Annotated in this window: 1 protein-coding gene (only partly in view); it reads left to right on the forward strand. The window is 69.1% G+C overall.

The genetic code is table 11. From position 1 onward, the window contains the following. Positions 1-22,645, forward strand: partial view of an LEPR-XLL domain-containing protein gene (locus tag MSPGM_RS12175; RefSeq protein ID WP_261926382.1) — the 5' portion only. 23,459 nt of this gene lie beyond the right edge of the window; the window shows 22,645 of its 46,104 coding nt (coding positions 1-22,645); its start codon is at positions 1-3; its stop codon lies off the right edge, out of view.

Below are 22,645 nucleotides of genomic sequence, written 5' to 3' on the forward strand. Positions count from 1 at the left end.
ATGGCTTTTCCGTTCAAGTCGGAAGGCTTCTGGGGTCCCCTGTTCCGCCGCCGTGACCGTGCGCGCATGGCCGTGGAGAAACCGCGCCCGTCGCGTCCGTCGAAGCGTCAGCTCGTCCTGCACCTGAAGACCAAGGCCGGAAAACTCTTCAACCGCGATCGATTGATCTTCGATCCGTTGGAGCCGCGCGTTCTTCTCAACTCCGACATCACCTATCAGATCGGCGCACCGTCCGACGCTGCGACCGTGGAGCATCAGCTTCTCGTCAAGCTGATCGAGCAGAACGAGACCATCAACAGCGCTACGAAGGCGGTGCAGCGCATTCAGGTCTTCGACTACACGAACGGGACGCAGGGCACGAACCCGCTCCACACGTTCGGCATCATCGATGCCAATTCAAACCAAGCTTACACGCTTCAAGGGTCGGGCGGCAAAGAGACGATTACGGTCGATGCCGACTCCTTCAAGCTTCTCGGTGCCACTCAAAAGCCGATTCTCGCGTTCACCGATCCGACCAGTCCCGGCAACAATCTCGACAACACCCTTGCCCTCCTGAACACCCCGACCGGTTCCACGCAATCGGGCGCGGAGTTCAAGCTGACGGGCGCCAATGCCGGCGAGATCGCGTCGGGCAAGTTCGCGGGAAGCTTCTCGGACGTCGCCAACCTCGTCGGCGCGGCTTCAGCCGACGACAAGCTGACGATCGGTGCGAACGGCAGCCTCAGCGGAACGTTCGGCGGCGGCAAGAAGAGCCTGCAGCTCGACATCTCGTCGGTCGTGGCGGGAAGCATCGACGCGACGCTGTCCGGCGGCGGAAGCAGCTACACCCTGGCCAGGACCAGCGGCTCCTCGGCGGCGACCTTCGGCAGCCTCGCCTTTACCGCGCCGACGACGAGCCTCGGCGTGATCCTGGGCAGCGGCGACGACACGCTCCACCTGGCCAGCCTGCCGCCCGCACCCTCCTTCTCGGTCAGCGGCGGCGCGGGCGCGGACAGAATCGTCTTCGACACCGATCTCTCTGCCGCATCCGGAAATCTCGCCGTCACCTTCGATGGCGGGGCGGGCAATGACAGCATCGCCGTATCGGCCAACCTTACAGCGATGGCGGGCGATCTCGGCATCGTCTTCAAGGGCGGCGAGGGTGCCAACACCCTGAGCGTCGCATCGGGCAAGACGCTATCTGCCAGCGGCCAAGTCACCATCGCGGCCGACGCGACCGTGACGCCGGTCCTCACCACATCCGGATTCGATCGTTCCGGCAGCGCGACGGCGCAGATGGCCGTCACCGTCAACGACGGGGCCGTCATCCGCGGAACCGGCGTGAGGGTCGCCGTCCGCAGCGACATCGCCATCGCCGATATTGCGCCGGCCGACACCTCGACCATCAGCGTCACCGCCAACGGGCTTGCCGGAATCACCCTCGCCGGTACGGTCGATGCGGGGACGGGCGACGCCGTCCTGACCACGGACGTCAACAACGCCGTCACGCTGACCTCGACCCTGACGTCGCAGCTCAAGAGCGTCGCGCCGAAGCAGACCAACAGCTCGACGATCGCCGTCGGCGCCAAGGGGGCGGTGAACGGCGGGACCGTGAAGATCGCCGCCAACACGGTGGCCAAGGTCGATGTGAAGGCCATCGGGCTCGTTCTGCCCGGCCTCCTGACAGTGACCGACGCCGCGGCCGGCACCTTCGACAAGGTCAAGAGCGCGATCAAGGGCGAGGGCAGCTTCAGCGACATCTTCACACCCGCCGAACTGGCCGCCAAGGCCCTGATCAAATCGGCCGAAACGACGATCAACAACACGACGCAGGTGACGGTCGCTCCGAGTGCGGTGAGCACCGATCCGCGGATCAAGCAGACCGGCGCCGGCACCCTTGCCGGCAGCGATCCTGCCCTCGCGCTTCAGATCTCGGCCGACGACAAGACCGACTCGACGATCACGCTCGTCGCGCGGGATGCTGCGTCGGTGCCGGGGTTCCAGTTCGATGACCCGGCGCTTGACGGCGCGGCGAGCGCGGCCGCGAAAGCCGCTGCCGCCATCAACATCCTCAACCTGTTCGGCCTGAGCGGCACGCAGACCGTCACGCGCCTCACGAGCGTCGATCTCGGCGTGCCGGCCGCGGGAAGCCTTCCCGCTGGCGCGCCTGCCGCGGGCGATATCGCCCTCGTGTCGGCGGAGGGCGCCGCCGGGATCCATGCCGCCAACGCCGGCACCCTGGCCGTGCGCATCCGCGCCGCCACCGATGCCACCGATCCGGCCAACCCGGAGACGGGCCTCGTCGCGGGCGACGGCGAGACCGACAACTCGCTGCCCGCACCGATGAAGGCGGGTGCAGCCCAGATCAACGTGAACGACACCGTGCGGGTCGCCGTGCGCGGCGTGTCCGTCGCCGCCGCGTCCCTCGCTGTCGCGGCCACCAACGACACCATGATCGAGTCGCGCGCCGTCCAGGCCCGCAACCTGCTGACCGGCTCCACCAAGGCCGTCGTCGAGACGGCGCGCCTGACCGCGACCGGCGGCGCTGTCTCCGTCGTGGCGATGGATGCGACCAAGGCGCAGGCCATCGTCGAGCCGATCCGGACCGACACCCTCGAGGAGGAGAGCGACGCCGAAGAGGCGAAGCGCGAGCAGATCGGGATTGCCCGCAGTTCCGCCGTCAACACGGTCGAGCGCGACATCACGGCGACCGTCACGAATTCGGTCGTCACGGGCGCGCAGGGCGTCGCGCTGACCGCGCAGAACGCCCTCGACCTGACCACCAACGCGAAGGCCGTCGTCGCGGCGAGCAAGTTCGGCGTGGCCGGCTCCTACGCCGTCAACATCGTCCTTGGCAGCACCACGGCGACCGTCCAGGGCGGAAGCGTGAGCGCCGCGACCGGCGACATCTCCGTCAACGCGTCCGACGTGACCAATATCGATTCGCGGGTGCAGACCTCGGTCGCGGGTGAGAGCAAGTCCGGCGGCACGGCCATCGGCGGTGCGGCAGCCTTCAACATCGTCGGCTACCGGCCGGACGGCCTGACCGGCAGCGATAAGCTGGCCGACAAGGTCGTCGGGATGACCATCGACGCCATTCTCGGCAGCGGGTTCTTCACCTTTGCCGCCGCCCAGGCGACCCGTGCCCGGATCGAGGCGGCGAACGCCACGGCCACGACCGGCGGCGTCGGGGTGAAGGCGATCAGTGCCGGCACGGTGAACGCCACGGTCAGCAACACCGTGACCGTTTCGACCCCGGAGCAGTCGCGTCTCGACGAAGCGAAGGCGCAGGCGACGCGCACGGCGATCAACAAGGCTCGGACCTTCCTCGGCAAGGCGACGTTGAGTAGCGAGCCCGGCGCGGTGACGAGCGCGGGCTCGCGCAGCATCGGCGGTCTGATCGCGACCAACCGCATGAACCGTTCGGCCACCGCCGAGGTGATCAGCGGCGCGACCATCACGAGCGGGGGTGAGCTCGGCGTCCGCGCAACGGACCTCTCGACGATCAACGCCAACGTGAAGCTCGTGGCGTCGAGCCAGGCGGCCAGCGATGGCGGCCTGCCGACGAAGCAGCCGCAGATCAAGTCCGACTACAAGCTGAGCGAAAGCCAGCCGGTGGCGATCACCCTCGGCCAGCGCGTGGCCGTCGATTTCTCGACGCTGCTCGGCGAGCAGGCGATCAAGACCGTCAGCACCCTCGACGCGATCAAGTCCAACCTTCCGTCGACGACGAAGCAGGCCCAGGGCGGCACGACGCCGGGCAAGGCCCCGACCCTGAAGGCGGTCAAGACGGGCGACATCGTCCTCGTGAGCCCCGGCCATCCGGCCGGCAGCGGCGAGGTTGGCTCCTATTACCGCTACATCAAGACGCCGACCGCACCGGCGACGTCGGCTTCGATCGACCTGTCGAAAGAGAACTTCACCGGCCCGAGCTGGGAGCTGATCGGCGCGAAGGGCGACGTTTACGCCTATATGGGCGCGGATCGGACCGCTGCGAACAAGCTCGACCTCAAGACGGTCAAGTTCACGGATCGGGATCTCTGGCGCCGGGTCAGCGAGACCGAGGCCGCGCCGGCCAAGACGACCGGCTCCGGCGGCACCTCGGCCGGCGGCATCGTCGTGCGCAACGAGATCAAGGGCGGCGTGAGTGCCGCGATCAGCAGCTCCTCCGCCACGACGACGGTGAATGCCGGCAGCGTCGTGGTCTCCGCCGAGCGCGGCGCGACGATCACATCCAAGGCGGATGCGACCGTCGAGGCGATCGCCACGATCCGGGAACAGACCGGTGAGACGGCGGAAGGCGCGGCCGGCAGCGGGACGGCGAGCACGGTTCCGGGCCAGACCTCGGCCTTCGACAAGTCCAGCACGTCGAATTCGAGTGCGCTCGCGATCAATGCGGTGATCGCGACCAACACCATCCAGTCGGTGGCCGACGCCTCCATCACCGATGCAGAGGTCACGACCACCGGCAATGACGGCGCGGTCGCGGTCGAGGCGAAGACGACCGGCTCGATCGAGGCTGAAGTCCAGGCGCAGATCACCGCCCTGTCGAGCGGGCCCGCAGGCACCGAAGACGCCGCTGCCGATCCCGCCGCCGGCGGCTCGACCGGCGGTACCACGACGCCGACGACGGGCACCACCACGCCGACGACGGGATCGGGGCAAACGACTGCGCCGACCACCTCGGCGCGGGCGGGCGGCATCCAGCTCGCCTTCAATGCGATCGGCTACGAGAGCAGCAATCTCGGATTCGACACCCTCAACGCCCTGGTCGGGACCAATCTCGGCAACCCGGCGACGGCGCAGGCCAGCGCGCGCATCACCAACACGCGGGTCACGGCCACCGGCGCGGTCAGCGCGACGGCCGAGTCGTCCGGCACGATCGCCTCGACCTTGAGCAACGCGGTCACCGCCGCGGCCAAGGCCGCGAGCGTCAACTCCCTGGCGGTCTCCGGTCTCGTTGCGATGAACCGCGTCAGCGCCGCCGCCGAGGCGGTGATCGATGCCCGGAGCAAGACCGTCTCGGGCACGGATGTCACGGTGTCCGCCACCGATACGGTCGGCATCGAGGCGGAGACCGCCGTGGCGGCCTCGGCTTCGGCCGAGAAGACCGGCTCGGTCAGCGGCCTCGGCAAGAACGCCGCGGCGCTCCTCGGCGATTACACCTACACCACCGCGTCCGGCAGCCGGCAGGTGAAGTTCGGCGAGAAGATCCGCCTCAGCGACAGTTGGGCCGGCAAGGGCGAGAAGGGCGCCGTGTACCAGTACATGGGCGCCGATTTCACCGCCGCCGAGGATCTCGGCAACACGGCGCGGGACTTTGCCGACTTCGCGCTCTGGAAGAAGCTCGACGCCACCAACGTCGTGCCGGGTGCGACTGGCGGCTCGGCTGCTCCGACCGGCAAGATCACGGCGGCGAAATCCTCGGCGACCGCTTTGGGCGGCATCTTCGCCCGCAACGACGTGTCGGGTCAGGCCAAGGCCTCGATCGTCAACACCACCGTTCAGGCCACCGGCGACGTCAGCGTCACGGCAAAGTCGGAGGCGTCCATCAACGCCACCGACGAGAGCGAGGTCGAGGCCGAGGGCGGTTCGGCCGCCAACGGCGTGCTCGTTTCCAACAACGTGCAGAACGGTGCGCTCGCCTTCATCAAGGACAGCACCGTCACCAGTGAAGACGGAGGCGTGAGCGTCTCCGCCGAGAATACATCGACGATCGAGGCGAGTGCGGCCGGGTCCGTTGCCGGCGAAACCACGGCGGTCGGCTTCACGCTCGCCTTCAACACGGTCGGCTTCCAGCAGCAGAACCCGCTCTTCAACGCCGTCGACGCGATCGTCGGCGATCCGCTCATCGCCACCGCCACCAACGGGGAAAACCCGGCCGGCGCCAAAGCCTACATCACCGGCTCCACCGTCACGGCCAAGCGCGACGTCTCCGTCACCGCCGACAGCCAGGCCAAGATCACGGCCGAGGCCGGCAACAAGGCCGAGCAGGCGGATTCCGAGGAAACCGTCCACAAGGCGGAAACCGGCGCGCGCGGAATCTCCGCGGGCGCGGTGCTCGCCCTGAACAAGGTCAGCGCCCGCGCCGAGGCGTTCATCGGCGCGGAAACCGTCGCCGCTCAGGCCCCGGCTCAGACCGCAGCCACCGTCGCCTCGACCGATGGCGCCGTGACCGTTTCTGCCAAGAACCAAGCCGGCATCGAATCGACCAGCACGATGATCGGTGCGTCGTCGGTTTCCGGCAGCGTCGCCGAACTGGCCAAGAAGGCGGTCGCGACCGCCCTCAACATCTACGATTACACCTCGAAATCCGGCACCAAGGCGCTGAAGGTCGGCGACCGCGTGCGGCTGGCTGCCGATTTCGCCACCCCGGCCGGATCGAGCTCGAACACCGACGCCAAGCGGACCGAAGAGCCCGCGCTGAAGGGCCGGGTGTTCATCTTCGTCGCTGCGTCCGACGCCTCGGTCAACCTCGCGACCGAGGATTACACCAACGCCGCCCGTTGGTTCGCGGTCGATGACGGGGCCATCGTGTCCACAAAGCCGACGGCGGCCGGCACGACGCCCGGCACCACGGCCGGCGACACCCTGGACAAAGACACGACCACCATCAAGACCGCGGAAGGCACCACGACGATCACGCGCCAGAAGGCGCGCTACACGTCGAACGGCGGCTTCCAGTACATGATGGCCGGCCAGGGCGTCCTGCTCTCGAAGACCGACACCCTCTCGAAGGGCGAGCCGGGCACGATCTACATCTGGCGCGGGGCGGACAACACGAAGGTCACGCTCCACGGCGAGGATTACACCAGCGCGAACTGGCTTCCCGCGGCGGCTAAGACGGTCATGCCGAAGCTCGACACGGTGGCCAACCCGCCAGCGGCCCCGGCGCCCGCCGCGGGCTCGACGGATCCGACCCCGACCGCCCGGGCGCCCGGCTCGTCGTCGAAGGCCTTCGGCGGCCTGATCGTGTTCAACGAGGTGACCGGCGGCGCGGGCGCCCGCATCACCGATGCCACGGTCACCTCCGCTCTCGACCTGACGGTCCATGCCGCGGACGCCGCCGACATCTCGGCCACCCTCCTCAGCACCGTGACGTCGTCCGGCGGCACCTCCTTCCAGTCGAAGACCGGCACGCCCGGAACCAGCGGCGGCGCCGGTGGCGGCACGCTCATCGCGGCTAACGGCATCGCGGCGACCAACGTCGTTCGCGGAGGCGCCGATGCCAGCGTCCTGCGGTCGACGGTGGAATCCACGACCGGCAATCTCGAAGTCAGCGCCGAGAACGAATCCGGCGTGGATGCGCGCATCCGGGCGTCATCGACCACATCGGGCGGCGAGGGCGTTTCCGGCGCGGTGACGCTCGCCTTCAACTCGGTGGGTTACGAGACCCAGAACCTGCTGTTCAACACCATCGACACGCTGATGGGGCAGTCGGCCATCTCGAAGGCCTTCGGCGGCGAGATCGGCGCCGGCGCCAAGGCGACGATCGTCCAATCCTCGGCGAAGGCTGGCGGCGACCTCATCGTCACGGCGACTTCGGCGGCCAAGATCAACGCGACCGTCAGCAATGCCGCGACCTCCACGGCCGACCTCGCGAGCGGTTCGGGCGGCACCGGCTTCGGTGTCGTTCTTGCCTCGAACAAGGTGAGCGGCAGCGCCTTCGCCCTCATCGACAACACCGGCGTGACCCGTGACATCACGGCCGGCGGAGCCCTGGCCGTCACGGCGACGGATGCGGCCGGCATCACCTCGAACGTTCAGATCGTGACGAGTTCGACCGTCACGAAGAGCGATGGCGGCGCCGTCACCAACCAGTCCAAGCTCAACAAGTACCTGCCGTCGGACTTCTCGACCAACCCGAACGAAGTTCAGTCGGCGACGATTCAATCGAACATCATCAAGAACCGCGCCGATTGGGCGCCCGCCGAATTGCTGGCCTTCGAGGAGAAGGTCACCGCACAGATCACCCGCGTGAAGGGGCTCGTCGAGGAGCTTCAGGCCGGCCCCGCGACGCTGCTCAAGCAGGTCGAGACCAAGCTGCTCGAACTCAGGATCGGCAAAGTCACTCAGGAGTATCTGGACAAGGTCAACCAGACCCTGGTCGATCAGCTCAAGGCGATTGATACCACCAAGATCCCGAGCGACGATGAGACCGATCTCAAGACGCGGATCGGGAAGGCGGCCGGCGCGCTCGAAGACGCCCTGAAGACGCCCTCGCTCGACACGGCTGCCGTCGACGAGGCGCGGCTCGAAGCGCTGAAGGTCGCCGCCGAGGCGGCGCGCCTCGGCTATCTCGACGAGGCCGCGCTGCGCAACAGCACCGATCTGGCCGAGAAGAGCGTCGGCCAGTTGATCCGTCTGCAAGTCGCTGTCGATCGTGCGGTCATCGAGACCGCGGCTAAGATCGTGGAGCTGAAGGACGGCCTAAACGGCTTCCTGAAGCCGTTCGGCCTCAGCACCGACACCATCGGCGCCATCGACCTCTCGGCCTACGGCGAGCTTTCGAAGACCGCGAACGCGCAGGACGTCACCTTCGGCACGCGCGTGCGGATCGCGGACGGCTACGCCAAGCCGACCTACAAGGCCGGGCAGGGTGAGATCACGGTCAAGACCGGCGATACGATCGAGGATCTCACCAAGAAGATCTACAAGTATGTCGGCGCCAACACCCTGGACGGGATCAACTCGCTCGATCCGGATTTCAAAAACGACTCGCGGTGGACGCTGATCGCCGACAAGTCCGGCGCCTACAAGGCTGGCGACATCTTCATCTACATGGGCGGCAACGCGAAGATCGATCTCGCGGCCACCGACTACACCAACAAGCTCCTCTGGAAGCGCGCTCTCGAGTCCAACTTCATTCCGGATGGCGTGAAGCTGCCGACGACCGGCACGGGGACAGGCACCGGCACCGGGACAGGTACCACGACGCCCGCCCCGGCCACGTCTTCGACCGAGACGGTGGCTCCCACGGGCGACCCGTCGGCCAACAACGCGTCCAAACTCGGCACGGTCGCGGCGCAGCCTTCCGCCTCGCTGGCGATCGGCGGGCTCGTCGTGCTCAACAGCGTCCACGCGGACGCCGTCGCGCGCATCACCGGCGTCACCGCCACAGCGGGTGGCACGGTCACGGTTCAGGCGAGCGAGACCGCCACGATCAAGGCGACCGCCGACAGCGCCGCCTCCGTCAAGTCGGCCGCCTCCTACAAGCCGACGACCGACGTCACCACCCCGGCACCGACCACGCCGGCCGACCCGTCCACGGACCGGACGCTCGGCACGAAGAGCCAGCCGACGAGCCTCGCGCTTGGCGGCATCATCGCCACCAACGCCGTCCTCGGTACGGCGCGGGCCGAGATCGTCGACAGCACCGTCACCGGCGGCGGGATGAAGGTCGATGCGGCCAACACCGCCACCATCGACGCCACGGCCAAGACCGCGACCTCCAGCGACCAGGGCGCGGTGTCGATCACGCTCGCCTTCAACACCATCGGCTGGAAGGAGCAGAACATCCTGTTCCGCGCCGCCGACACGATCACGGGGCAGCCGCTGATCGCCGCCGGCAGCGGCAACGATGCCGATCCGTCGGGGGCGCGCGCTCAGATCCTGCGCAGCACTATCACGACGACGGACGCCAGCGGCACGCTGGCCGTGACCGCGCGTTCGGACGCGTCGATCAACGCTCAGCTCACCAATAAGGCCAGTGCGTCGCAGGCGGTGCTCAAGGATGCGAGCGCCTACGCGATCGGCTTCGCGCTCTCCGGCAACCTCGTGAATTCCGAGGCGGTGGCGCGGATCGACAGCAGCAACACGGCCGGCACCGCCATCGACCCGACGAAGACGCTCAATGCCGCCGGCGCGGTGACGATCGCGGCGACCAGCAACGGCAGCATCACCTCGCTGAACACCCTCTCGGCGATCGCTAGCCTGACCAAGCCGAGCGTGCTGCAGGACTTCGCCGACAAGATCCTCGGCAACTATACCTACACGACCGAATCGGGCTCGAAGACCGTCACGTTCGGCGACATCGTGTTCGCGAAGGTCGGTGGTGTCGAGAAGCTCTACGTCTATTTCGGCGATACCAAGCTCGTCGCCGACCTGAAGACCGAGGCCTATACGGAGGCCAATGGCTGGCGGGAAAACAATCTCCGCGAGTTCGTGAAATTCCTGCCGCCGGGTGTGCTCAACCTCGGCGACAGCAAGGATATCGCCGGCTCGGCGACGCCGCCGGCCGACAACACGAACACCACCAGCGGCCAGACCCCGGCGAAGCCCTACGCCGTCGCCGTCAGCGGCATCCTCGTGACCAACGACGTGCGCAGCGCCGCCACGGCGACGCTCACGGGCATGACCGTCGCCAAGGCCGGCAATATCAGCGTCCAGGCGGAGCAGAGCGGGACGATCACCGCGACGGTGAACAGCAAGGTCGAGTCGAAGCTGAAGCCGGGCACCAAGGCCGGCGACAAGAAATCCATCGCGGCCCAGGCGGTGATCGCCTCGAACGTCGTGATGGGCGCGAGCACCGCCACGATCGACCGCAGCCCGCTCGGCGACGCCACCGCGAGCGCGACCGTCGGCAATGTCGCGGTGAGCGCCCGCAACACCGGCGCGATCACCGCCACGATCGACAGCACGGTCGATTCGAGCGAGACCGCCGTCGGGATCACCGCCGCCTTCAACAAGATCGGCAGCCCGAGCACCAACGCGGTGTTCGACCTCGCCGAACTGCTGGCCGGGATCGATCTCGACAGCCAGATGACCAAGGGCGGCCAGTTCGCCGCGACCGCCTCGATCTCGGGCCAGCCGATCAACGCCACCGGCAAGGTTTCGGTGGAGGCTCTGTCTAAGGCGACCATCAGCGCCACCATCGAGAACGCCGTCACCTCGATCGGCTCGGCCGCGACCACCGTCGGGGCCGTCGCCGGCCTGAACTTCGTGCGTGTGGGCACTTCCGCCACCATCGCCGACGTGACGAGCCTCAAGGCAGCGGGCGGCGTGGCCGTCAACGCCCTCAGTGCGTCCACCATCAATGCCGTGGTGAAGGCCCCCGTCACGGCGGTGGTCTACAACATGCCCGACACGACCAGCGCCCCGGGCGGCACGAACACCTCCGGCAATACGGGCAACACGGGCGGGACCGGCACCGCGACGACCACGCGCTCGATCTCCGTCGCTGCCAGCTTTGCCCGCAACACCATCCTCGACGTCGTGCTCGAAGCCGGCCTCGACCGGATCGGCGACCTCACGGCGAGCGCGGGCGACGTCAGCGTCACCGCCGCCAACACCGCCACCATCACCGCGAAGGTCGCGGCCACCGCCATCGCCGTGCTGCTGAGCACCGAGGACGGCAAGAATCTCGGCGTCTCCGGCAGCGGCGCCTTCGGCGTCAACACGATCCTTGGCGGCGTCGAGGCGCGGATCGCCGACAGCCGGATCACCGCATCCGGCAGCCAGGCTCCGAGCGTCACCGACGGCACCGGCGGTCAGGGCAACATCACCGTCTCCGCCAAGAGCGCGGCCACCATCACGGCCTCGGTCGAGGCCGCGGCGGCGGCCGTCGTCGTCGGCAAGGGCACGGCCCAGGCAGTGGCGATCGGCGTCTCGCTCGCCTTCAACATGATCGGCTACAACCTCAGCCTGATCCCGGTCGATGGCACCAGCAGCCTCGCCGCCGACAAGGCGCGCTCGCTCGACGTGAAGGCGAACGTCACCAAGTCGCGGCTGAGCGCCGGGCGCCGGGTGTCGGTCGAGGCCGAATCGGGCGGCCGGATCGAGGCCCGGACGCTCGCGACCGCCATGGCGGTCGGCGTTTCGACGGGCGGCAGCGGCGGCACCAGCACCGACGGCAACATCGCGCTGTCCGGCGGCGGCCTGTTCGTGCGCAACAAGGTCGTCACCTCGGCCTCCGCCGTCATCGACGGCACCGGCAGCAGCGACGACGCGGTCACCTCCGGCACGGGCGGGATCAACGTCTCGGCCAAGGATACCGCCGTCATCCGGGCGACCTCCGTCGCCCTCGGCCTCTCGGCCAACCTGAGCGCGGATGCGAGCAACACCGCCTCGAAGTCGACCCTCGCCATCGCCCTGTCGCTCGCCGACAATGCGATCACCAGCGAAGTGGCCGCGCGGATCACGCAGGTCGCCAATCTCGCGACTCTCGGCGACGTCACCGTGGCGGCGAACCGCAGCGCCGACATCTTCGCGCAGACCTACGCGGCCGCCGTCGGTGCGCAGATCTCCTCGAAGGGCGATGGCGCCTCGGTGAGCGGCGGCGGCGCGCTCTCGATCAACACGGTCAAGGGATCGACGATCGCGGAGATCACCGATTCCAAGGTCGGGGACAGCGCCAATGGCGGCGCCAAGGTCGGCAGTCTCTCTGTCTCGGCCACGGACAGCGCCAAGATCGCCGCGCTGACCGGCGCGGCCGCCATTACCGTCGCCGGCTCGGCCGACGGGAAGGCGACGGGCGTCGCCTTCGGCGTCTCGAACGCGCAGAACGTCATCGGCGGCTCGGGCACGGCCGTGCGGGCGACAGTGGCCGGCACGCCGGTGCGGTCCACCGGTGCCGTCGGCGTGCGCGCCGAGTCCAAGGCCGATATCGATGCGACGACCGTGACGGTCTCGGTCGGCGTCTCGGGCAGCGGAACCGGTGACGCGCGCACGGCGAGCCTCAATGGCTCAGGTGCGCGCAACACCGTCAACGTCGCCACCACGGCGGAGCTCTACGCTGCGGACGGCACGTCGGTCGCGATCGAGGCCGGCAGCCTCGCGGTGACCGCCAAGAACGCGTCGATCATTTCGTCGGATGTCGGCGCGGCCTCGGTGGCCGGCTCGTTCGGCCAGGGCAAGTCGGTGACGGTCGCACTCGCGGCCAGTGTCGCGATCAATGAGATCAGCGGCAACGTCACGGCGACCGTGAGGAACGCCGATGTCACGACCCTCACCGGCGGCGTGACCATCGACGCGACGCGGCAGGGCACCATCGAGACGCGTGCCGCGGCAGCCAGCGTCGCGGTGAGCGCGAGCGCCGACAAGAGCATCGCCGTCTCCGGTGCCGGCGTCGCCGCGGTCAACAAGATCAACAGCAGCGCCACGGCCACGGGCCAGAACGCGTCGATCGACGCGAAGGGCGATGTCACCGTCTCGGCGAGCAGCAGCGCGACGATCAAGTCCCTGGTCGTCGGCGCCGCGGCGTCCATCGGCGGCGGGGCCGGCGATGGCGGCGCGGGCGCGCTCGGCATCTCCATCGCCTATAACGAGATCGGTGCCTGGACCGCCTATGACGAGACGGCCCACACGCTGAGCGAGACGCCCTCGCTCGGTAGTCGCGCCAACGTCTCGGCAACCCTGGTGGGCAGCCCGGTCACGACGACGGGGGCACTCTCCGTCGCGGCGAGTGCCAACAACACCATCACGACCGACATCGTCGCGATCGCGGCCGGCGTCACCGTCGCGGGCGGCAAGGCCGGCGCGGTCAGCGTCGGCGGCACCTTCGCGATGAGCAATATCGGCCTCGCGGTCGCGGCCTCGATCGACGGCGACAAGACCGGCGCGACACCCGGATTCCAGGCCGCGAGCGCCACCGTTTCGGCCCAGGACATCTCGACCATCACGACGCAGGCGCTTTCGGCGAGCCTCTCGCTCGCCGCCGCGTCCGGCAACGCCGTCTCGATCGCCGTCGGCGGCAGCATCGCGCTCAACGCCATCGCCAACGATGTCTCGGCGATTGTGAAGAACGTCGATCGCGGCCTGCAGACCGTCGGCGCGATCCTCATCTCCGCGAAATCGGCGGGCACCATCACGGCGAACGCTGCCTCGGCCGCGATCGCCGTGGCCGGATCCGGCTCGAACGCCGTGCCCGTCAGCGCGGCGGTCACCTATGCGCGCAACGTCATCACCACCAGCACCCGTGCGCAGGCGAGCGAGAGCAAGCTGACCACGACCGGCGCGGGCGGTACCATCAGCGTCAAGGCCGAGGCCTCGGCCGCGATCAACGCCGCGATCCTGGCGGCTTCGCTGGCCGCGGGCGTCGGTGGCAGCAATGCCGTCGGCGTCGGGCTCGGCGCCGCCATCGCCGAAAACCGCATCGGCGTCTGGTCTTCATCGGGTACCGATGCCACCACCAGCTATGCCCTGGCCAATAACGGCGGCACCGTCGTCGAGGCGTCTCTCACTCGCGTCGGCGTCGACGCGAAGGGCGCTCTGGCGGTCGAGGCGACGTCGAAGAACGTCATCAAGGCGAATATCGCGGCGATCTCGGCCGGCCTCGCGGGCGGCGGCTCCAACGCCGTCGGCATCAGCGGCGGCGCCACGGCCGTCATCAACGCCATCGGTGTCACCACGCAGGCCTTCATCGAGGGCAACGGCGTGAGCGGCAGCGCGATCGCGAGCAACGCGATCAAGGCCGGCGCCGTCACCGTGAAGGCGGCCGATACCTCGAGCATCACCGCCAACGCGCTCACCGCCGCGGTCAGCGCCGCCTTCGGTGGCTCGAACGGCGTCGCGGTCTCGATCGGATTCGCGCTTGCGCTCAACACCATCAACGCGGCCACCCGGGCCAGCGTGAACAATGTCGGCGACGGGATCGATGCCGGCACCGGTGCGGTCCTGGTCGATGCCCTCAGCAACGCGACCATCACGGGGACGACGACGGCGGCCGCGGTCAGCATCGGCGGCGGCGGATCGGGCGGCATCGCCATCGCCGGTGGCGGTGCCCTCGCCTTCAACACCATCCGCCCCGTCACCCGGGCCGTGATGGCCGCCAGCACGATTACGCAAAGCGGCACCGTCACCGTGACCGCCGCGGCCACGTCGAAGATCTCGGCTCTCGTTGCGGCGGCCTCCCTCGCCGTCGGCGTCGGCGGTTCGGCCGGCGTCGGCGTGGCGATCGGCGTGTCCGTCGCAGCCAACCAGATCGGCGATTGGACGTCGTCCGGCGAGGGACGCAACCGCGTCGATACCGCCGCCGCGAGCCAGGGCTCCGTCGTCGAAGCGCTTCTCACGAGCAGCAGCGTCAAGACCAGCGGCGCGCTGACGGTCGGGGCCAGCTCGGCTCAGGCGATCTCCGCCCAGGTCGCCGCTGCGGCGGCCTCCATCGGCGGCGGCGGTTCGGCCGGCGTCGGCGTCTCGGCGGCCGGCGTCTCGGTCACGAACGCCATCGCGGTGGCAACCCGCGCCGTCATCGATGGTGACGGTGCAACGGGCATCGAGGCCGGCAGCGTCTCGGTCCGCGCCTCCGACATCTCCACGATCGACGCCTTCGCCGGGTCCGCCTCGCTCGCGGGCTCGGGCGGCGGCGCGGCCGGCGTCTCCGTGGCGGTCGGCTTCACGCTGGCGCTCAACAGCATCGCCGGCAACGTCGAAGCGGCGATCAAGAACGCCGACACCCTCCTGCGCACGACCGGACCGCTCGGCGTCTCGGTCAGCGCCTCGCGCGCCGGCCGCATCAACGCGGCGGCAGCGGCGGCGGCGATCAGCATCGCGGGCGGCGGCTCGGCCGGCGTCGGCGTGTCCGGCGGCGGCGCCTTCGCCTCGAACCGGATCCTCGGCTCGGTCAACGCAACGGTGGATGCGAGCCGCATCACCACGACCGGCAGCGGCGGCCTCACGGTGACGGCGACCAGCTCGTCCGAAATCACGGCGATCATCTCGGCACTGGCCGCGTCCGGCGGCGGCGGCGGTGCGGCCGGCGTCGGCGTCGCGCTGGGCGTCAGCGGTGCCGAGAACCGCATCGGCGAATGGTCCAGCACGGGCCAGAATGCCGAGCGCGTGGACACGCTCGGCAGCGGCGGTGCCACGGCCGTCCAGGCCTCGGTCAAGAACTCGCCCCTCGACATCGCCGCGGCCCTGACGGTTCAGGCCACGGCGAGCCAGAAGATCACGGCGACCGTCGTGGCGGCATCCGCTGCGATCCAGGGTGGCGGCGCGGCCGGTGTCGCGGGCGCCGCGGCCGGTTCGGTGGCTGCCAACGCCATCGGGGTCGAGACCTCGGCCACGATCGACGGTGACGGCGCCGGCTCGGACGGCATCAAGGCCGGCAGCGTGACCGTCTCGGCCGCCAACACGGCCCAGATCACCGCCGTCACCGGCGCCGCCTCGCTCTCCGGGGCCGGCGGCGGCGCGGCCGGCGTCGGCGTGGCGATCGGCTTCGCCCTCGCCATCAACAGCATCGCGGGCGGCATCCAGGCGTCGATCTCCAACGTCGATGCCGGCCTGACCACCCGCAGCGGCGGCGTCTCGGTCGGCGCGCGCAACGATGCGCGCATCCGGGCCAGCTCCGCGGCGGCGGCCGTCTCCATCGGCGGCGGCGGTGCCGCGGGCGTCTCGGTGAGCGGCGGCGGCGCCGGTGCGTCGAACGTCATCACGGTGCGCACGAACGCCTTCGTCGCCAACAGCGCGCTGATCGTGCGCGGTGGCAAGTCCACGGTGTCGGCCGGCTCGAATGCCGACATCCAGGCCCTGATCGTCGCGGCGGCTGCGGCTGCCGGCGGTGGCGGCGCGGCGGGCGTCGGTGTCTCGGTCGGCGTCGGTGCGGCGGCGAACACCATCGGTGCCGGCAACCAGATCCAAGCCTATCTCAGCAACGCGAGCGTCGATTCCGACAACACGCTCGACGTGACGGCGGTCTCGAACCAGACGATCCGGGCGGATGTCGGGGCGGTCTCGGCCTCGATCCAGGGCGGCGGCGCGGCGGCCGTCAGCGTGGCGGGCTCCGGCACCGGCGCCTCCAACACCATCGCCGTCGCGACGCGCGCCTATATCGACGGCGACGGCGCGACCGGCATCACGGCGACGCAGATCGCCCTGTCCGCCAAGGACACCTCCGCGATCACCGCCTCCGTCAGTTCGGCGGGCATTGCGGGCGGCGGCGCCGGAGCGGCCAGCGTCGGTGTCACGGTCTCGGTCTCGATGGCGACCAACCGCATCGGCAACACGGTCGAGGCGCTCATCCGCAACGCCGATACCGGCGTCACTACGACCTCCGGCGACCTCGCGGTCGAGGCCGAGAGCAGCGGGTCGATCCAGGCGATCGCCACGGCGGCTTCCGTCAGCGTCGGCGGTGCCGGCGGCGTCAGCGTGCAGGTGGCCGGCGGTGGCGCGGGCGCCCTCAACGTCATCACCACGAGCACCCGCGCGGCGATCGAGCGGGCGAACGGGCAATCGTCCCTCAACCGCGTCACGAGCGGCGCGGGCCTGCGGGTCGGCGCCAAAAGCAGCCAGGACATCGACGCCAAGGTGGTCGCGCTCTCCGCGGCCGGCGGCGGCGCCGGTCTCGCCAGCGTTCCGGTGGCGATCGGCCTCTCGGGCGCCCAGAACATCATCGGCAGCTGGAAGACCACCGACGCGAACGGCAACCGGCTCGATCAGCCGACGCTCGACACCGATGGCGGCGCCAGGGTCGAGGCCCTGATCGCCGACACGGTCGCGACCGCGCAGGGCTCGGTCGCCGTCACCGCGACCTCTTCGAGCACCATCGACGCGACCGTCGCGGCGGCCTCCGCCGTCGTCACGGGCGGAACCGTCGCGGTGGGCGTGGCCGGATCGGGCAGCTACTCGGGCAACGCGATCAGCTTCGCCACCAACGCGGCGATCACCGGCGCTTCGACGAGCGTCACGGCTGGAGACGTCACCGTCCGCGCCAAGGATCAGGCCACGATCAACGTCGATGTCGGCGCAGCAGCCATCGCGGCCGCGGGCGGCGCCGTCGGCGTGGCGCCGGCGATCGGCGTCGCCGTGGCCCTGAACGTGATCAACAACGCCGTGACCGCAATCGTCGACGGGGCCTCCGTGACGACGCGCACAGGCGGAATCCGCGTCGAAGCCACGGTTCCGTCCGACAATGGCGGGTCCAGCATCAACGCCCGCGTGGCTGCGGCCGCCGTGGCGCTCTCGGGCGGCGGCGTCGCCGTCTCGGTCGCCGGCGGCGGTGCCATCGCCACCAACATGATCGGCGGCTCGACCCGCGCGCGGGTCAGCAACGCCCGCCTGAACGCCGCCGGTGACGTGGCGGTCGCCGCCGCGAACAACAGCCGGATCGTGGCGGAGGTCGCCGCACTCGCCGCCGGCGTCAGCATCGGCGGTGTCGCGGTCGGGGCCAGCATCGGCACCGGCGTGGCCACCAACCTGATCGGCAGCGAGATCACGCAGCGGGTCAACGGCCAGGACAAGACGACGAAGTCGGCCGCGCTTCTCATCGAGGCTCTGTCGCAGAACACGACGATCGAGGCGGGCGGCAACCTGTCCGTCACCGCCAATTCCGGTCAGACGATCCGGGCGACGGTTGCGGCCGGCTCGGTGGCGATCTCCGGCGGTGCCATCGCCGTCAGCGCCGCGGGCGCCGGCGCCGGCACCCATAACCGGATCGGCGCGATCGTGAGCGCGGCGATCGACGGCGACGGAGCCGGCGACAAGATCACCGCCGGAACCGTGACCGTCTCGGCGCGCGACACCTCCAGCCTCAGCGTCGAGACCGGCGCGGCCTCGGTGGCCGCCTCGTTCGGCGTCTTCGGCAGCGGCTCGTTCGCCCTCGCCGTCGCGGCGGCGGACAACGTGATCGCCAACAACGTCACGGCCGCGATCCGCAACCTCGGCACGACCGGTGGTCTCACCACCCGCGGCTCCGTCGCGGTCACCGCGACCGAGAGCGCGACCCTGACGAGCCGCGCGCGTGCCGCGGCCATGTCCGGCAGCGCCTCGGCCTTCAGCGTCTCGGTCTCGGGCGGCGGCGCCGGCACCGGCGATACCGTCACCAGCACGACGAGCGCCAGCATCACCAACAGCCGCGTCACGTCCGCGGGCGACGTCGCCGTCAGCGCCAGCGACACGACGACGATCGACTCGCAGGTGCTCGGCATCTCGGTCGCCGGCGGGTTGCTCGCCCTCGCGGCCGGCGGCTCCGTCGCCAAGGTCGAGGCGCGCCCGACGGTCACCGCGGCCATCGAGGGCGGCTCGGTCTCCGCCGCGAATGTGAGCGTGGTCGCCACCGCGCTTCCCTCCGTCAACGCTGTGGCTACCGGCATCAATGCCGGCACCGCCGCGATCGGTGCCTCGGTGGCCGAGGCCAAAGTCGCCGCCACGGTCGGAGCCTCGACGAAGAACGTCTCGATCACGGCCGGAAGCCTCTCGGTGCTCGGCAACCTCGCCCGTCAGGCGGGCCGCGATTCCGCGACGGCGACCGCCTCCGGCTCCGTCGGCGGCCTGATCGGCCTCAACTCGACGGTGACCCTGGCGGAGAACAGCAGCACGGTCAGCGGCCTCATCGATGTCGGCACGGTGCTGGCCGTCAGCGGTGCGGTCGCCGTCAGCGCGACGAGCAGCACGCGGCAGACCTCGACCGCCAGCAGCGCCAGCATCGGCCTCGTCGCGGCCGGTGCGACCGTCTCGTCGGCGAATTCGGCGACCGTGACCAGCGCCCGCGTCGTGTCCCTCGGCGCGCTCAATGCCGGCTCGATGACCGTCACCGCCTCCGGCATCGACGACAACTTCGCCAAGGGCATTTCCGGCAGCGGCGGCCTCGTCTCGGGCACCGCCGCCAGCGCCAGCACCGGCATGGGCGGCAGCACGCGGGCCGAACTCGGCACCGGCGTCACCATCGACCTGACCAAGAGCAGCGACAGCACCGGTCTGTTCTATCTCTCCGCCGATCACGTCGGCACGATGAACGGCCAGATCATCACCGACAGCTACGGCGCCCTCGCCGGAGCGGGCGCCGTCGTGAACAACACGATCACGCACGCGGTGACAGCCGCGTTCGGGACCAATTCCCGCGTCACGGCCCGCGATATCCTCGCCACCGCGACGAACACCGTGAACAAGCCGCAGCTCGGACAGGCCAACATCGTCGGCTCGACCGGCGGTCTGGCCAGCGGCGCGGCGGCGCACAGCTCGACGGTTCTCGACATCACCACGCGGGTCGATGTCGGCAGCAATGCCGACCTGATCACCGTCGCCCGCGCCGGAACCGCAGGCGGAATCCGTCTGGCGGCCAACAACAGCATCAACATCTACGACAAGGTTTCGCTGACCACCGGCGGCGCGCTGTCGGGCGCCGGCGCCTATTCCAGCATCGAGACCCGGAACTTCGTCGCGCAGGTCAACATCGGCGCCAACGCGACCCTGTTCACGCTCGGAAACCTGACTCTTTCGGCCAATGGCGGCGGCAATGCCTATGCGGTCTCGAACTCCGAGACCTACGGCGCCGCCACCGTCGCCAGCGGCAGCACCACCGTCATCATCCGGCCGAACAACGCGGTGAACATCGGCGCGGGCGCCGACATCACCGCCTACGGCGATGCGGATCTCCTGGTCGGCACCAACAAGAAGGCTTACGACGACGCCTACGACGCGTCGGCGACGACCGACAACTTCGCCGGCAGCGCGATCCCGATCACCTCGCTGGCGGCCAAGATCCGCGTCGAGGAGATCAACACGATCAAGATCGATGGCGGCGCCACGATCAAGACCGCCGGCAACGCCAACCTCTTCACGAACCGCCAGGGCAATTCCAATGCCGTGGCCCGCATGAAGGGCACGAACTGGACGACCGCCGTCGCCGGCGCCATCGACAGCCTGCTCGGCGGCTCGGCCGTCACCCCGGTCGGCGACACGCAGACGGGCTCGATCGGCACCGTGATCGTCGACGGCACGGTCGTCACCGGCATCACCCGCAACATCTCCATCGTCATCGACGACATGACGCGGGCGCCGGGCAACGGCGCCGCGACCCTGATCACGGGAACCGTCAAGCTCAACGGCCAGAAGTACGATGCGGCCGGCAATCCGATCGCGGATTCGGACAACACCAAGAGCTTCACGATCACCCTGCCGGATGGTGCGACCTCGGCCTCGGCGACGCTGCCGAAGCTGCCCATCACCATCAGCCTGGGCTTCGCCAACGCCCAGTCGAACCTGATCAAGGCCTACGAGGAAGCCACGAAGGGCCTCTCGACCTACAAGGACAACGCCACGCTCCAGGCGTACTATCAGGGCGAGGTGAACCGGATCAAAGCCGAGCTGCTGGCCGACGGGCTCGCGGAATTCCAGACGACGTTCGACGGCCGGACGGTCCTCATCCCCCTCTACAAGCAGGTCCAGGCCATCACGGTGAGCCCGTTCTCGGCGGGCGCCGGCGGTATCATCGTGCGGGCCGATGCCCTGCTCGGCTCGGGCAAGCTCGATGCCGCCTCCGACACGAAGGTCGAGATCACCAACAACTCCGTGGCGAGCCTCGTCATCACCGGCATCACGATGCCGGAATCGAATGGCGGCACCTTCTTCAACGACGCACAGATCCCGGTGACGTCGAGCGACGACTTCAACACCCGTCGCCAAGCGATCATCACGAAGAACGCCGCGAGCCCGGATGCCGCCGCCGCCAAGGCGATCGCCGGTGGCCGTGACGTCAACTTCCAGGTCCTGACCGCCGGCGGTGTCGTCACGAAGGACAGCAAGAGCGACATCTCACTCAAGAACACCTCCGGTGCCCGCAACGGCAACACCGCGCCGGCCATTCTCATCGTCGGCGACATCTACGCGCCGACGGCGGTCCTCAACGTGGCGACGGCGGCAGGCGGTGATCTCACCATCACGGCCAAGACCACCATCAAGGAGCTGAAGACCGATGTCGGCGGCGCGGTCGCCATCGGCCTGACCGAGGATCTGCGCACCTACTCCGTCGGCGGCGACCCCTACGGTCAGATCAAGGCGGTGCTCGAAGCCGGATCCGGTCCGATGACCGGCAAGTCCGCCTCCGACATCGCTCGGGCGCTGTCCGGCTCGCAGTCAAGCGTCATTGCCAGCGGTGCGGTGACCATCAAGGCGCAGTACCTGAACCTCAATGGTCTGGTGCAGAGCGGGCGCGACCTCTACAGAATCGTCATCGATCAGTCGGTCGAGAACGAGATTCAGGAGATCCTCCGTAATCCCTATCGCACCGCGAACCTGAGCACGCTGACCCGCGACGGCTACTCTGCCAGCTACAACCGGCAGACCGGCGCCATCGAGATCGACGAGGTCGTCTCGACCGGCGGCCAGATCAATCTGACCGGCGTCATGCTCAACACCAATGCGGGCGTTGGTGAATTGCGGGCGCTGGGCGGTTACGCCAAGGTCGAGGTCGTCAATCAGCTCAACCGTGACGTCGTCCTCAACCGCATCGACCTATCGCGGCGCGGCATCGGCACGATCGACATCAAGGATCTCGCCTACAAGACCGACGTGAACGGCAACGGCATCGCCGATGCCAACGACATCGCTTTCCGCCAGACGCTGATCCGGCAGGACGCCGAAGGCATCGTCACGCGCTACAGCGCCGATCTGAACAGCACCGGCGCCGAGATCACCAAGTATAACGGCAGCAGCACGACCCAGTACGATCCGAAGACCGGATACCGCTACGCCTTCACCATCGGCCAGGGGGCCAAGAACACCTACTCGCTGACGACGGGCACCTCATCCTGGGCTGGTATCGATGCCTTTGCCAAGGATCCGCCGCCCCTGAGCGCCTTCAACAAGGAGATCACCGAGAAGGCGGCTCTACAGCCCGAATCCGCCTATTACTATATCGATGCCAGCAAGTCGGGTTACGCCTTCCTGGGCGCGCCCGAATACACCCGCTCGGCCGAGAAGCCGAAGGAAGTTGCGAGCTGGACGACGAGCACTT

Origin of the sequence: Methylorubrum sp. GM97 (assembly GCF_024347855.1) — a bacterium.
In the GTDB taxonomy this organism is placed as follows: domain Bacteria; phylum Pseudomonadota; class Alphaproteobacteria; order Rhizobiales; family Beijerinckiaceae; genus Methylobacterium; species Methylobacterium extorquens.